The 14249-nt window shown below is 62.4% G+C and carries 16 protein-coding genes; 7 read left to right on the top strand and 9 right to left on the bottom strand.

Annotated elements, in window-relative coordinates; translation table 11 throughout:
- Genes trbL through AC0CMF_RS17755 form a run of 5 tightly spaced genes read left to right on the top strand, consistent with a single transcriptional unit; the run spans window position 1 to window position 4436 of the window.
- On the top strand, window positions 1-1356 hold the full coding sequence (gene trbL / locus AC0CMF_RS17775; RefSeq protein WP_122520921.1) for a P-type conjugative transfer protein TrbL: 1356 nt from the start codon (window positions 1-3) through the stop codon (window positions 1354-1356).
- Window positions 1353-2042: a conjugal transfer protein TrbF gene (gene trbF, locus AC0CMF_RS17770; protein ID WP_122520919.1), complete on the top strand. Its 690-nt coding sequence runs from the start codon at window positions 1353-1355 to the stop codon at window positions 2040-2042. Before trbL ends, trbF begins: the two co-directional genes overlap by 4 nt.
- Window positions 2039-3067 carry a P-type conjugative transfer protein TrbG gene (gene trbG, locus AC0CMF_RS17765; protein WP_122520916.1) on the top strand — a complete coding sequence of 343 codons (1029 nt, stop codon included), beginning with the start codon at window positions 2039-2041 and terminating at the stop codon, window positions 3065-3067. Before trbF ends, trbG begins: the two co-directional genes overlap by 4 nt.
- A complete protein-coding gene (locus tag AC0CMF_RS17760; RefSeq protein ID WP_122520914.1) occupies window positions 3064-4194 on the top strand; it encodes a TraB/TrbI/VirB10 family type IV secretion system protein in 1131 nt (376 codons plus the stop codon). The genes trbG and AC0CMF_RS17760 overlap by 4 nt, the downstream gene beginning before the upstream one ends.
- A gap of 2 nt (window positions 4195-4196) precedes the next feature.
- Window positions 4197-4436 carry a DUF2274 domain-containing protein gene (locus tag AC0CMF_RS17755; protein ID WP_353392194.1) on the top strand — a complete coding sequence of 80 codons (240 nt, stop codon included), beginning with the start codon at window positions 4197-4199 and terminating at the stop codon, window positions 4434-4436.
- On the opposite strand, the gene AC0CMF_RS17750 is transcribed toward AC0CMF_RS17755, so the two are convergent.
- A complete protein-coding gene (locus AC0CMF_RS17750) occupies window positions 4390-5337 on the bottom strand; it encodes a LysR family transcriptional regulator (protein ID WP_122520910.1) in 948 nt (315 codons plus the stop codon). The genes AC0CMF_RS17755 and AC0CMF_RS17750 overlap by 47 nt on opposite strands.
- Entirely contained in the window at window positions 5337-5513 is a 177-nt protein-coding gene (locus tag AC0CMF_RS17745) for a hypothetical protein (protein ID WP_012092667.1), read from the bottom strand. The genes AC0CMF_RS17750 and AC0CMF_RS17745 overlap by 1 nt, the downstream gene beginning before the upstream one ends.
- A 171-nt stretch (window positions 5514-5684) precedes the next feature.
- Between AC0CMF_RS17745 and AC0CMF_RS17740 the strand changes: the two genes are divergently transcribed.
- Entirely contained in the window at window positions 5685-6692 is a 1008-nt protein-coding gene (locus AC0CMF_RS17740; RefSeq protein ID WP_122520908.1) for an IS110 family RNA-guided transposase, read from the top strand.
- Between the two features lie 371 nt (window positions 6693-7063).
- On the opposite strand, the gene AC0CMF_RS17735 is transcribed toward AC0CMF_RS17740, so the two are convergent.
- From AC0CMF_RS17735 to AC0CMF_RS17725, 3 genes are all read right to left on the bottom strand, one after another.
- On the bottom strand, window positions 7064-7378 hold the full coding sequence (locus AC0CMF_RS17735; RefSeq protein ID WP_122520906.1) for an ArsR/SmtB family transcription factor: 315 nt from the start codon (window positions 7376-7378) through the stop codon (window positions 7064-7066).
- On the bottom strand, window positions 7375-8421 hold the full coding sequence (locus AC0CMF_RS17730; protein WP_122520904.1) for a cation diffusion facilitator family transporter: 1047 nt from the start codon (window positions 8419-8421) through the stop codon (window positions 7375-7377). Before AC0CMF_RS17730 ends, AC0CMF_RS17735 begins: the two co-directional genes overlap by 4 nt.
- Before the next feature lie 156 nt (window positions 8422-8577).
- The gene (locus AC0CMF_RS17725) at window positions 8578-10083 is read right to left on the bottom strand and encodes an MFS transporter (RefSeq protein WP_374628863.1); all 1506 of its coding nucleotides are present in this window, start codon (window positions 10081-10083) and stop codon (window positions 8578-8580) included.
- A gap of 469 nt (window positions 10084-10552) precedes the next feature.
- Here AC0CMF_RS17725 and AC0CMF_RS17720 point away from each other — a divergent pair, with 469 nt between their 5' ends.
- A complete protein-coding gene (locus AC0CMF_RS17720; protein WP_012092671.1) occupies window positions 10553-10768 on the top strand; it encodes a heavy-metal-associated domain-containing protein in 216 nt (71 codons plus the stop codon).
- Between the two features lie 81 nt (window positions 10769-10849).
- On the opposite strand, the gene AC0CMF_RS17715 is transcribed toward AC0CMF_RS17720, so the two are convergent.
- The 4 genes from AC0CMF_RS17715 to AC0CMF_RS17700 form a co-directional block, all read right to left on the bottom strand.
- Window positions 10850-11338, bottom strand: coding sequence for a YqaA family protein (locus tag AC0CMF_RS17715; RefSeq protein WP_231771508.1), 489 nt, complete (start codon window positions 11336-11338; stop codon window positions 10850-10852).
- An 83-nt stretch (window positions 11339-11421) separates the two neighbouring features.
- Entirely contained in the window at window positions 11422-12810 is a 1389-nt protein-coding gene (gene copM / locus AC0CMF_RS17710; protein ID WP_197465310.1) for a CopM family metallochaperone, read from the bottom strand.
- A gap of 283 nt (window positions 12811-13093) precedes the next feature.
- Complete coding sequence (locus AC0CMF_RS17705; RefSeq protein WP_028034404.1) at window positions 13094-13504, bottom strand: hypothetical protein; 411 nt, start codon at window positions 13502-13504, stop codon at window positions 13094-13096.
- Between the two features lie 178 nt (window positions 13505-13682).
- Entirely contained in the window at window positions 13683-14171 is a 489-nt protein-coding gene (locus AC0CMF_RS17700; RefSeq protein ID WP_012092675.1) for a DUF411 domain-containing protein, read from the bottom strand.
- Window positions 14172-14249 lie beyond the last annotated feature (78 nt).

The following is a 14249-nucleotide window of genomic DNA, read 5'->3' as shown; positions in this document are numbered from 1 at the left end:
ATGGGCGGAACGGGGGTCATCGACAACTTTCTCGGCATCTTCACCAGCTATATCGATTCCGGCTTCGGCCTGCTCGGCGGCGAAGTAGCCTTTATCGCCACGACGCTGATCGTCATCGACGTGACGCTCGCCGCACTGTTCTGGGCCTGGGGCACCGACGACGACATCATTGCACGACTGGTGAAGAAAACGCTGTTCGTCGGCGTCTTCGCCTATCTCATCAGCAACTGGAACAATCTCGCACAGATCGTCTTCGAGAGCTTCGCCGGGCTCGGGCTCATGGCGTCCGGAACTGGCTTCTCGGTTGCCGATCTGCTGCGCCCCGGCCGCGTTGCCCAAACCGGGCTGGACGCCGGTCGCCCGCTGCTGGAATCCATTTCGGACCTGATGGGCTGGATCGCCTTCTTCGAGAACTTCATCCAGATCGCGTGCCTGCTGTTCGCCTGGGCGCTGGTGGTGCTGGCCTTTTTCATCCTGGCAATCCAGCTTTTCGTCACGCTGATCGAGTTCAAGCTGACCACGCTGGCCGGCTTCGTGCTGATTCCATTCGGCCTGTTCGGAAAGACCGCCTTCATGGCCGAGCGGGTGCTGGGCAATGTGATCTCCAGCGGCATCAAGGTGCTGGTTCTTGCCGTCATCATCGGCATCGGGTCGACACTGTTCGGGCAGTTTACCGCAGGCTTCGGCGGTGCGACCCCGACGATCGACGACGCCATGGCGATTGTGCTCGCCGCACTCTCCCTTCTCGGCCTGGGCATCTTCGGTCCCGGTATCGCCACCGGCCTTGTCTCCGGCGGCCCGCAACTCGGCGCAGGCGCTGCCGTCGGCACTGGCCTTGCGGTTGGCGGCGCGGCCGTTGCCGCAGGCGGTGCGACCATGCTCGCCGCCAAGGGAGGTGCAGCCGCGCTATCGGGCGGTGCAGCGTTGGCGCGTGGTAGTGCTGTGGCAGCCGGTGCGGCTTCGTCCGCCTATACCCTTGGTTCCATGAGCGGCTCCGGCGCGGCCGGGGTCGCCTCCGGCCTTGGAGGTGTGGCACGCGCCGGAGCCTCCGCGACCGTTTCGCCCCTGAAACGCGCCGCCTCCCGAGCCACCGACAGCCTCAAATCCAGCTATTCCGACGGTGCAAGAGCCGGGTTCGCTGCGTCCGGCGGCAGTTCCTCTATGGGCACGGTCGGCGCAAGCGCATCTGCCGAGCCATCAACTTCGCCATCTACCGATGGGCCAGCCTGGGCACAGCAGATCCGCCGCGGCCGGGCCATGAGCCACGGCGTTACCGCTGCTGCTCATGCTGTCCGATCCGGCGACAGCCGCGGCGGCGGCTCCTCCGTCAGCCTTTCCGAAAGTGACCGCTCATGAATCTCTTCAAACGACCGACGACCCATTACGGCAAGGTGCCGGAACCCGAGACCCCCTATCAGCGCGCCGCGCAGGTCTGGGACGAGCGCATCGGCTCGGCCCGCGTGCAGGCGAAGAACTGGCGCTATATGGCCTTCGGCTGCCTGATCCTCGCGGCCGGCTTCGCCGCCGCGCTCGTCTGGCAATCGGCGCGCGGAACCGTCGTGCCTTGGGTGGTGCAGGTCGACAATCTCGGACAGGCGCAGGCAGTCGCGCCGGCAGCGGCCGATTATCGCCCGACCGATCCGCAGATCGCCTTCCATCTCGGCCGCTTCATCGAGCAGGTCCGCGCGATCCCGGCGGACGCGATCATCGTCCGGCAGAACTGGCTTCGCGCCTATGAGTTCACCACCGATCGTGGCGCGGCGGCGCTCAACGACTATGCCCGCGCCAACGACCCGTTCACCAAGGTCGGCCGCCAGCAGATCGCTGTCGAGGTATCGAGCGTCATCCGGGCTTCGCCGGACAGTTTCCGCGTGGCGTGGACGGAACGGCATTACGAGAGCGGCCAGCTTTCTACCACCGAGCGATGGACCGCCATCCTGACCATCGTGATCCAGGCTCCGCGCGACGCCGAGCGGCTGCGCGCCAATCCGTTAGGCATCTATGTCAACGCGATCAACTGGTCGCGGGAGATGAGCCAATGACCCGCACGACTTTCCGTAAAGCCGGGCTACCGGTTTTCCGTAAACCCCCTTTCGCGGCTTTGCTGCTTTCCGCGACCATACTTGCGGGATGCGCGACCAACCGAACACCGCAATTCAGCTACGATGACAACGTTCCGCCGCTGCCCGCCGTGCAGGCGGCCGCCACCGACGACCGGCCCCGGCCGCTGCATGTCCCGCCTGCCTTGACAGTCGCGCGGGGCGGAACCGCTGCCAGCACACCGGCAGGCCGTGTCGAAAACGCCAATGCCGCCGCCCGCGTCGAACCACGCCGCGAAGGCTATTACAACGCCATCCAGATTTATCCGTGGAGCGAAGGCGCGCTCTACCAAGTCTATGCAGCCCCCGGTCAAATCACCAATATCGCGCTGGAGCCGGGCGAAAGCCTGACCGGCGCGGGACCGATTGCGGCCGGGGATACGACACGATGGATCATCGGCGACACCGAATCCGGTTCGGGCGCGACCCGCCGTGTCCACATCCTCGTGAAGCCGACGCGACCGGACATTTCCACGAACCTTGTCGTGACCACCGACCGGCGCACCTACATGATCGAGTTGCGCGCGCGGGAAGCGCTCTACATGCCCTCCCTGGCATGGGCCTATCCCGCGCCACCGGCAGGCCTGCGCCAGAGCGTTCCGACCGCACCCGTCATCCCGGCCGAAGCGGCCCGAAACTATCGCTACGGATTGCAGGTGCGAGGCGATAGCCCGCCATGGCGGCCCGTTTCCGTCTTCGACGATGGACGCCGCGTCTATGTCGTCTTCCCGCGCGGCATCGTGCAGGGCGAGATGCCGCCGATCTTCGTGCTCGGCTCCGATGGCGAGCCGCAGATCGTCAACAGCCGTGTCCACCAGAATGTCCTGATTGTGGACCGCCTGTTCAGCGCGGCCGAACTGCGCCTTGGCAGCGGCGACCGCCAGCAGGTGGTCAGGATCGTTCGCATGGAACAGAGGCAGGCCGCAGCCCAGCCGGCCCGCACGACCACGGGAGCATCGTCCTTATGAGCGATACCGACACCGCCGCGCCCATGCGCCTGCGCGCTGAATCGCCCCGCGTTACCCGACTGTCTCGCAAGGTGCTGGCGGGCGTCGGTGCGATTGCACTTCTCGGCATCGGCGGCGCGCTGATCTACGCGCTCCAGACCCGCGACATGGGACCGGGCGGCGAAGAACTCTATTCGACCGAAAACCGACCTACGGCCGACGGGTTATCCGACCTGCCGCGCGACTATACGGGCCCGATCCTGGGACCGGCGCTGCCGGGCGATCTCGGCCGCCCGATCGTTGAGGCTCAGAACCGGGGCCAGCCCATAGCGACACCTGCCATTACGACGCCTGCCGTCGATCCCGAAGAGGAACGCCGGCGCGCCGAGGAAGAGGCGGCCCGCCTCAGCAACGTGTTCTTCCAGTCCGGCCCGCGCTCTGGCGGGACACCGGGAACGGCCATGCCCGGCCTCGCCGGGCTTGGCGGACAGCAACAGGACGCGTCCGGGCAGAACAGGCACGCGGCTTTCCTCAATGGCCCGGTCGACCGGCAGACCGTTTCCGCGGATCGCGTCACGCCGCCCGCTTCGCCCTATATCCTTCAGGCGGGCGCCGTCATTCCGGCCGCGCTCATCACCGGCATCCGTTCCGATCTTCCCGGCCAGATTACGGCGCAGGTGACCGAAAACGTCTATGACAGCCCAACCGGCAGCCTGCTTCTGATCCCGCAGGGGACACGCATCATCGGCCAATACGATGACGGCGTGACCTTCGGCCAGCGCAGGGTGTTGCTGGTGTGGAATCGCCTGATCCTGCCCGGCGGACGCTCCATCGTTCTGGAGCGCCTGCCGGGCGCGGACGCCAGCGGTTACGCTGGCCTTGAGGATGGCGTCGATTATCACTGGTGGGATCTGATGAAGGCCGCAGGGCTGTCCACGCTGCTCGCGGTCGGCACGGAGCTGGCGACGAGCGACGAGGACCGGCTGATCCGGGCTATCCGCGACGGCGCACAGGATACCGTCAATCAGGCCGGGCAGCAGATCGTGCAGCGCCAGTTGCAGGTCGCGCCGACGCTCACCATCCGGCCGGGCTTCCCGGTCAGGATAATTGTGACCCGAGATTTAGTATTTGACAACGGAGGAGGTTGACCATGACCAAGCTGAAACTCGGCCCGCTGCCCGACGACAAGCCGGTCAAGGTCACGGTGGAGCTGCCGGGGCCGCTCCATCGCGATCTTGCCACCTATGCCGAAGTACTGGCCCGCGAGACGGGCCAGCCCGCCGCTGATCCTGTCAGGCTGATCGCGCCTATGTTGGAGCGCTTTATCGCCACCGACAGGGGATTCACGAAAGCACGGCGCTCCGTCCGGTCTCCGAAGTCGCAGGTCTGACGGCCATTGCTTTCGCCAGACTGAGAAACCGACGGAAGGCGGGATTGTCGTTGCTCGCCGACCAGACGGCCGAAAAGGGCAGGATCTCACCGAGGACCGGCCGGTAAACCACACCCGGAAATTGTGCGACGGTCATGGCTTCGCTCACCAGAGTCAGCCCTCGACCGAGTGCGACAAGCGGCACCAGATTATCCCGACCGACATATTGCACCTGGATCTCGGGATGCCTGCCGAGATCCGCGAGCCGCCGCACCAGATGATCATGGATTTCCTGTCCCGGAGCAGTCTCGCTGACGATAAAGGATTCGTCGGCCAGATCGCGCCACACGACCTCCTCTCTGTTGGCTAAGGCATGATGGCCAGGCAAGACCACGAACACACGCTCCGACCACAAGAGGGCGCGTTCGCAATCCGGCCAGTCTCGTGTTCCAGTGATGAAGGCGACGTCGAGATTGAGTTGCCGGATCGCTGCGACATGCTCTGCGGGGTTCCCGTCAGCCACTTCGATTCTGACCGCGCTATGTCGCCTGCCGTAAACTTCCAGCAACTCCGCCAAAAAGCCGGAAGCGATCGACGAATAAATACCGATTCGGACACGTCCCTTTTCAGAACGACCTGCGGAGGCAACCTCTTGAGCGCCTTCTCCAACAGTCCTGATGACCCTGCGGGCGTGTATGAGGAATCGCTGGCCGGCATAGGTTTGCGATACGCCCCACGTGTGCCGGTGAAACAAGGAGGCGCCGATCTCGTCTTCCAGCTTGGCAATGGACCGACTGATCGCAGCTTGCGACCGCCCAACCGCAGCGCCTGCTTTACGAAAACTGCCATGCTCGGCCGCCGCCACGAAATAACGGAGATGGCGAAGCTCGACTTTATCCGAACACTTGACCCCTTTCCGCATTATGCGGCCACCTTGCTTCTGGTCGCCAACATCAATGTCTGGAGAAAGCCCAAACGAATCCGTATGTCGGCACCATCATCGAGGTCCGCGGCATCATCTGCATAAACGTACCCTTCCGCGATCAGCGAGCCGAATAATTTGTCGACGGACGAACGGTTCTTCGCTTGGTCTTTCATTTCTGCCGCCTTGCATTGACGAAACGGGTATCAAGCAAGATCGTGCGGCCTCCAACCATTGGAAGGTCAAGACCGAAATTGCTTAAGTCATCGGGTAATTTGTGGCCGCTTCCCTCGGAGCTGAAATGGCTCACACTTCTGGCTGTCGAAAGCTGAAGGAAGGAAGCAGCCATGAAACACTATGCCGGACTGGACCTGTCGATGGAAACCACGCAGGTCTGCATTGTCGATGAGAATGGCGGGAAGATCGCCTCGATGAAGGTCGAGAGCGCTCCCGACAAGATCGCACAGGCGTTGCGCGAGGTTGGTGGCGTCAAACGGGCGGTGATCGAAACCGGCCGCATGTCGCCGGCGATCTGTCACGGTCTGCGTTCTCTCGGCGTTCCCGTCGTCTGTATCGATGCACGGCAGGCGCATCAGAGTCTGAAAGCATTGAAGGCGAACAAGACCGATCCTCATGACGCCGCCGGTCTGGCGCAATTGGCCAGGACCGGCTTCTACAAAGAGGTGCATGTCAAATCGCCCGCTGCTCATGGCGTGCGGAGCGTCATCACGGCACGCAACCATCTGGTCGAAGCCCGGGTACGGCTCGACAACATGATCCGGGGCTTGTGCGCGACCTTCGGCTTTAAACCCGGTCCCGGTCAGGGCAAGGCGTTTATCGACCGTGTGATGGAGGCTGCCAATATACCTGGCCTCGGCCAGAGCATTACCGCGTTGCTTGCCGTGAGAACCGGGCTGATGAAGCAGATCAAGGAAATGGATCTGGTGCTGCGTGAGTTCGCCCACCGATCGCAATCCTGCAGGCAGCTCATGAGCATCCCTGGTGTCGGTGTCCAGACTTCAGCAGCATTCGCCGCAGCAGTCGATGAAGCTGGCCGGTTCCGGCAATCACGAACGGCTGGAGCCTACTTCGGACTGGTCCCCCGACGTCATCAATCCGGAGAGGTCGACTGGACAGGCCGCATTACCAAGCAAGGCGACAGTATGGTGCGCAAGCTGCTCTACGAAGCGGCCAACTCGATCCTAACGCGCAGTCGCGGCAGCTTCGCCCTCAAAGGGTGGGCCATGAAGATCGCGAAGCGGCGCGGGCTGAGAAAGGCGCGTGTCGCGCTTGCCCGCCGTCTTGCCGTCATCATGCACGCCATGCTGCGCGATGGCACTTTGTTCGAAGCATGAAGTGAGGTAGAATCTGATTGCCAGCGGTGAAGCCCAGAAGCTGATCCGAGGGCGGTGTCCCGAGAGGGAACGCAGGGACGGACGATCTGCGAAGGTTACCGGATGGGCAAGTGAGCCCGCTTCGAGTCAATGCAACGTTCGGCCTTGTGAAACCCGATACAGCACGACCGCTGCTCGCAGCCGTCAGTGCGGACAGATCCTTGAAACCCTCAAGGGAAACACCGCCAAGCTCTGCAAATTACAGATCCCGGTCTTAACCGCAGCGTGAAGATTGCCGTGTCGGCGATAAGTGCTGCTGCCTGCGTCAACGAACGCATTAGAGGCCCGCTCTTCAGCGGTACAGGCATCACATCGCCAAGAAGCCTTGTTTGTCAGTCATCAAAGTGCTCCTCGTCGATATGGGTCGCCATGTCGATCAGCATGTCGCTCACGTGACTGTCTGCCACTTCGTAGAAAACCTGCTTTGACCGACGCTCCCCCCTGACGAGCCGTGCACCTCTGAGCAGGCGTAAATGGTGGCTAACCAGTGTCTGCGACAGTTCCAGGCTCTCAACAATGTCGCCGACGGACTTTGGACCCGGCAGACAAAAGAGCAGAATTCTCAGCCGTGTGGGATCGCCCAGCAGGCGAAAAGTCTCTGCCAGTACGGTTACGTCGTTCTGCGACAGGGACGGGGCTTGCTTCAACGTTCATGCTCCTGCTTGCTGTGGACATGCTCAGGCCCATGGTTGTGGTGATGCCCATCATGGTCGTGTGGATCCCCATGCGCGTGCCCGGTCAAGGCAGAGGCTTGCGACAGGCTGCACGCGTCCGCATCGTCATTCCAGTCGATGGCGATGGTCGGATGTTCGATCGTAAACTGTGACTTCAACTCACGCTCGACCGCGCGCACCACCGAGCGGGCATCGACATCGGCTTTCGGCCGCACATGTAGGGTGGCCAAGGTCCGCCCGGACGTGATCGACCAGACATGGATGTGGCTCACCGACGCCACGCCAGCGATGTTCTCGACAAGATGGCGTTCGATCTTCTCGGGCGTCGCGTTATCTGGCGCACCTTCAAGCAGGATATGTATCGACTTGCCGAGGAGATTCCACGCGGCGCGCAGGATCAGCAGGGAGACAAACACCGAGAGGATAGGATCGATCGGCGTCCAACCCGTGTACATGATCACGATGGCCGCTGAAACCGCTGCCACAGAGCCGAGGAGGTCGCCCAACACATGAAGGATGGCACCCTTGATGTTCACGTGCTCGGTATCTCCGCGCGTCAGAATCCAGAACACGAGAATATTGATGAGGAGCCCCGCAATGGCGACGCCAAGCATCGGACCCGCGAGGATAACATGCGGTTCCTGAAAGCGCTGCCAGGCTTCATAGACAATCCAGACGACGATCGCGAATAGCGTGATTGCGTTGATAAAACCGGCAAGGACCTCGAAACGCAGATAGCCAAAGGTCCGCTTGGAGTCTGCCGCCCGCCGTCCGAACCGAAAGGCGGCATAAGCTAGCGCCAGCGCAGCCGCGTCGCTCAGCATATGTCCAGCGTCGGCGAGCAGCGCCAGCGATCCTGAGATCAGACCGCCGATCACCTCCACGATCATGAACGTGAGGATCAGGAAGAACGAGAGAAGGACCTTGCGCTCATTATCGCTCGTGACGGTCGGCGCATGGGAGTGATCATGGGAATGGTCATCATGAGAATGACCATGGCTGTGTGAATGGGACATTTCAGGGCTCATGCGGTTGACATACAACACATGAATATGTGTTCATATGTTGTATGTCAACCGCTCCGCTTGCAATTCGTCCAAGCAGGCGTCTGCGCAAGGCCTACGGCGGGTAGCGCGCCACGGAACCGCGCCGTAGGCTTAATGACTATCCTGTCAATGGACAGCGATCGTGCCGGTAGAAACCTGTCCCCTCTTAGCGTTGACCAGAACCGCGGCAATGACTGCGGCAATCACGAGGGCAGCTCCAGCTCCCGCAAGCGCAAGACCATAACCGTGGATCAGCGCATCGCTGGCCGATCTCACTAGCCCGGCGTCACCCGTCTCCCGCCCGCGATAGAGGGCGGCGAGTGCACCCGGCAACCTGCCAGCCGTGGCAGAGACTGCGATGGTCGAAAGGACGGCCAGCCCCAAGGCGACGCCGATCTGTTGCGAGGCGTTGAAGAGCGCCGATGCGATGCCCGTCTCCTGTGTCTGCACGCCTTTGACGGCGGTCAGCGCCAGTGCAATCACGGCCCCCACGAAACCGAAAGCGGTGAGGAAGGCCGCGGGCATGAAGTGCCACATATAGTTGAGTTCCTGTCCGATATTGGCGAGCCAGAACAAGGCAGCGCCACCGATCAGTGCGGCGGGCGCTGCCACCTCGCGCGGCGCAAACCGCGTGACAAGCTTGGAACTGACAATGGCCCCAACGATAATACCCGCACCGAATGGCAGGAACGCCAGCGCGGTCATGATCGGGCTGTAGCCGAGGATGTGCTGCAAATAGAGCGTCAGCAGATAGATCATCCCCATCGGACCGAAGCCCAGCAGCAGCATGGCGAGGTAGGAACCCGCCCGGTTGCGCTCCTTGAACAGACGTAGCGGCAGAAGCGGGTCTTTGCTGCGCGACTGCAAGATCAGGAACAGCGGCAGCAGGATCGCGGCGGTAGCGAACGAGGCGAGCGTGATGCTGTCCGTCCAGCCATGTTCGCCGCCACGGGTGATCCCATAGACGAGCGCGGCCATGCCCACAATGCTGGTGAGCGCGCCGGTGAAGTCCGGGCGGCCTTTGTGCAGTTCCGCCTCGACAAGCGTTCTTGACCCCGCCAGCACAGCCAGGCCGATGGGAATGTTGATGAAGAAGGCCCAGCGCCAGCCCAGCAGCCCCGTCAGCAGCCCGCCGAGGATCAGCCCGGCGATGATACCAAGGCCGGACATTGCTCCGTAAACGGCCATCGCTCCGTTGCGCGCCTTGCCTTCGGGGAAGGTCGTCGCGATCAAGGCAAGAGCATTGGGGGCCGTCAGCGCCGCACCCACGCCCTGTAGACCGCGTGACGCGATTATGCTCATGCTGTCCTGGGCAAGCCCGACGAACAGGGAAGCAATGGTGAAGATCGCCATGCCCGCCTGCAGCATGCGCCGCCGGCCATAGATATCGCCCAACCTGCCGCCGAACAGCAGCAGTCCACCAAAGGCGAGAACGTAGGCGTTGATCACCCAAGGCAGGCTCGCAGCCGACATTCCGAGTTCGTTCTGGAGTGTCGGCAGGGCGATGTTCGCGATGGTATCGTCAAGCACCACCATGAGCTGAGCCGTCGCAATGACGGCCAGCGGCAATGTCGTGCTTGCAGGTGACGAAGCCACCGGAGGCTTCGGCGTTTGGGGGGAGAGCGTAGACATCCGGAGTTCCTGTTATTTTTCATGGGGCGTTCAGATGTCGCAGACCCCTAATCCTTCCAACGGCTGGAAGGTCAAGAACAAATTGCTTCCCAAATCCGCTGAAACTTGATCTATAAGCCGATGAGCTGCACATCGCCCACATTTTGCATGCGAGAAGCGCCGATCAGGCAATGGCGATCAGTGGTCTAGCTGGCCATGACATGACCAGATTCGTCGTTCACGGACGGGCCGAGCGGCCTGGCGCGGCAGGAACGGGCGGCGGTCAGACGGTCCTAGCAGCAAATTCGCCGGAACAAGGTTCGTCTTGACATGCTTCCTTCCTGATCCATTGCACCCCAGATGGGGCTTCCAACAATGGGAAGGTCAAGGCCGCCTTGGCCGCGATATCATTTTTCCTCGTTGACCCTTGACCTTGCCAACGTGGCAAGGACCAGATTTGTCCGTGAACGCCCAACAGAGGAGAGTTCGCATGTTCCGATTCACTGCTCCCGACATGACTTGCGGCGGCTGCGCGCGCCGGGTCAACAACGCGCTTCTGAGCGTCGATCCGGCGGCTGATGTCACCACCAATCCACCCACCCGCGAAGTGACGGTCACCACGAAGGTGGACGAGCAGGTACTCCCCGCCGCCTTAACCGAGGCAGGCTATCCGGCCGAACGCAAGGACCAGTCGGCGGCCGCGTGAGGCTTCTGGGCGCGGTGGCGGCTCGGCTGCGCCCCTTCGTCTCCGCCATTCTCAACAGCTCGACTCGACGTGCAAGTACACTCAAGAACCGCTCCACCAGAGAAATGCGCCGGCGACAAAGAGATAGCGTGCCGCTTTGCCGATCGACACGAATATGAGAAAACGAGAAAGGTCAACTCGCAGTGCTCCTGCCACAACTGTCAGCGGATCGCCGATAATCGGCAGCCAGGACAAGAGTAGAGACCACACGCCATAACGTCCGTACCAATCTGATGCACGGCTAAATGACCTGTCGTCAATCGGAAACCAGCGATGGTCTCGAAACCCTGAGAGGAACCTGCCCAGCGCCCAGTTCACCAAGGAGCCGAGCACATTTCCTGCCGTTGCGACGCCCACTAGGGTGACGAGGTTGGCCTGTCCCATTGTTAGAAGAGTCAGGAGCGCTGCCTCGGACGACCCTGGTAGGAGGGTCGCCGACGTGAACGCGCTTACGAAAAGGGCGGCATATGCGACAAGATCAGTTCCGATGTCTGCAACCAATGCCGTGCTGCCTCGAAGTTCGTCATGCACGCCGGCTCTGCTCATCGACGCCAATAGCTATTCTCAATTCTCAAGTCTGGCGCCAGAGCTGTTTCGCTCCGGCGCCGCGCTGCTTACTGGTTCGATCCGGCGTAGACTATGCCGTTCGGGCGATCGCCGACCGGCACGGTCTTGAGCACTTCCTGGCTCGCCACGTCGATGATCGAAACGCTGTCATCGGCAATGTTCGTTACGAACACGAATGCCCCGTCAGCCGATGCCGAGACGCCGTGGGCGCCGCTCCCGGTGGTGATCGTCTCGATCACGTTTCCGGACTCAATCTCGATCACGGAGACCGTGTCGTTCGGTTCCGCCTCGGTGCCCTGATTGGCCACATAGACGTAGGCTCCATCCGGGGTGGCGAACATCTGGATCGGGTTCGGCCCGACGTCGATCCTGTTCGTCACCTCGCGGGATGCGGTGTCGATGACGGCCACCCGGTTCTCGTCTCGAAGAGAGACGTAGACCTGATCGCCCGAGGGCGTGAACCCGACCTGAACAGGCGCTGCGCCCACCGGAATGCGCGCAACCTCGGTCAGCTCCTGCGTGTCGATGACGGAGACCGAGCCGTCCTCGACATTGGCCACATAGAGCTCGCTCTCATCCGGGTTGAGGCGCAGCCCGTGCGGATAGGCTCCGGTCGTGATGTGCTCGATCACCGAAGCCGCTGCGAGATCAACGACCGCAATCTCGTTCCCGCCGGACAGCGAAACATAGGCGCGGCCGCTACGATCGGCGACGACATGCGCCGGATGCGCACCGACTTCTACAGTGCCGACGGGTTGTGACAGCTGCTGCGGATCGAGCACCACCAGAAGCCCGTTGCCGGCATCGGCATGTCCCTGGTCATCCGATCCGTGAGCGTGATCGGAGGCAGCGCTCCCGACGGCGAGCAACAGCCTCCCGTCCGGTGTCCGATCGACATTGTGCGGTGAGACTCCGATCTGCACCGTCTCGACCGAACCCGTGCCGAGTTCGATGGCGCTGATCGAATTGTCGCCCTCGTTGGCGGAGTACACGGTTCCGCCTGTCTCGACCAAGCCGGCAGGCTGCTGGCCGGCATTCCTGTCCAGCCACGCCTGCATTTCGGCGATCTCACGTTCCTGTGCTTCAATGATCTGAGACGCCCACTCTCTTGTCTGCGGGTCATCTCCGTATCGCTGCACGATCTTCGCCATGTCGACCGCACCCTGATGGTGCGGGATCATGCCCCGGATGAAAGCGACGTCCGGGTCCTCGGCCATGACGCCCTCCATCATCGGACCGTGCATCTCCTCCATCGCATCGACATAGGCCTTGGTGAAGTCGGCGACATCGGCGTCGGCTGGAGCCGACTCTCCGCCTTGGGGAGCGGCCATCCCACCGTGCATCATGCCGCCCTGCATCATCTGCTGCATGGCGTCCATGCACGCTTGGGGCATGGTCTCCATCATGGCCCGGCATTCCTTCGGCATGTCCTGCATCGAAGGCATCTGTCCTGAAGGGGACATGGAGGCAGGGGCCCGTTCCTCTTGGGCCTGCGGCGTCTGAGGGTGATGGGCGTCATGCTCTGCCTGCTGCGCCAGAGCAGCGCCGGAGACTCCCATCAAGAGACTGGCAGAAAGGGCAACTATTGTTCGGTACGTCATGGTTCATCCTTTGGCACCGGAGAGCCGCGTCTAATTTCTGGACGCGCGCCTACCGTGGCTTCGTCTGACTGTTTGCTGCTTGAGTGCCGAGAAGAACACCTCCCGGCCGATGCGTTCACTACGCAGGGGCGGTCAGACGCGGTGGTGTCAGGAGGACTGAAGGATTTCGGCCCAGATCGCTGGCCTGGAAACCGAGCAATGGCTCGCCGTCCGAGGATGGCATCACAGGCGGCGCCTCGGGTAGCAGGGCAACAATGGTGCAGAGCTGGCCGCAATCGCGGTCCGGCGCCGTTTCAGTGTGACAGCATCGTTCGTCCGCAGCCTTGCTTCGGTCGTCGGAGTAATTCGAATGGGCCTCATGCTGTGCACCCGCAACGGTCTGATCCTGATACGAGCCGTGTGTGCCCGGGCTGGCATGCGCCGCTGCCAGGAAAACAAAAGCGCTGAACGCAAGCAGCAGCAGGCCTGTCAGGAACTGGCGGAGCCAGTCGCCTTTCGATCCGAAAGCCGCAGTCGAGCTCCTGCTCATGGCTTGGCTTCTTTGTCGAGGTCGGGATGGAGAGTTGCCACGCACCAGATGACATCCTTGCGGCCGTCAGTATCCGAGCCCAGGCAACCAGAGCTCCTGACAAAGGCAGGGTCTGCCCCGCAGGCCCGGTTCTGGATCGGACTGATGGCGACCGGATGGATCATGAGCACCGTTCCACTCAGATCTCCCGCGCGCCGCGGAAACGCCCGAAGGTTTTCTGGACGGAAGGGCCGAACAGGAACACCTCGTATGGCTCGGGGACCACGCCGGGAAAGTCCATGCCGGGGGAGCCGGCGGGCATTCCGGGAACCGCAAGCCCTGTCGCGAGCGGGCGCGCGGCCAGGAGGCGGCGAAGCGCGGCGGCCGGCACATGTCCTTCGATGACATAGCCGTCCACTTCGGCCGTATGGCAGGAGTACAACGCCGCCGGGACGCCGAGCCGCTGCTTGAGGCTTTCGACCTCGCTCGATTCCACGACGCTCACCGGGAAGCCGGCCGCCTCGATATGCTCGACCCATGCGCCGCAGCACCCGCAATTCGTATCCTTGGTGACGGTCACCAGAGGCAGTCCTGCCGAGCGAACCGTTCCCGCCGTTGAGAGCAGGAGGGGGAACGCGGTGGCGCTGGCGAGGAAGGAGCGCCTGCTGATCATATGGATGGTTTGCATCTCAGTTCCTCCATCTGGGCCGCAACTTCGTCAAAGCTGGATCACCGGAAAAATACGTATTTGATCAAAGCGGCGGCG

This window comes from Pannonibacter sp. CBAS1226 (assembly GCF_055685825.1).
Note: the sequence above shows the minus strand (reverse complement) of the source record. Positions and strands in the feature narration are given on the sequence as shown.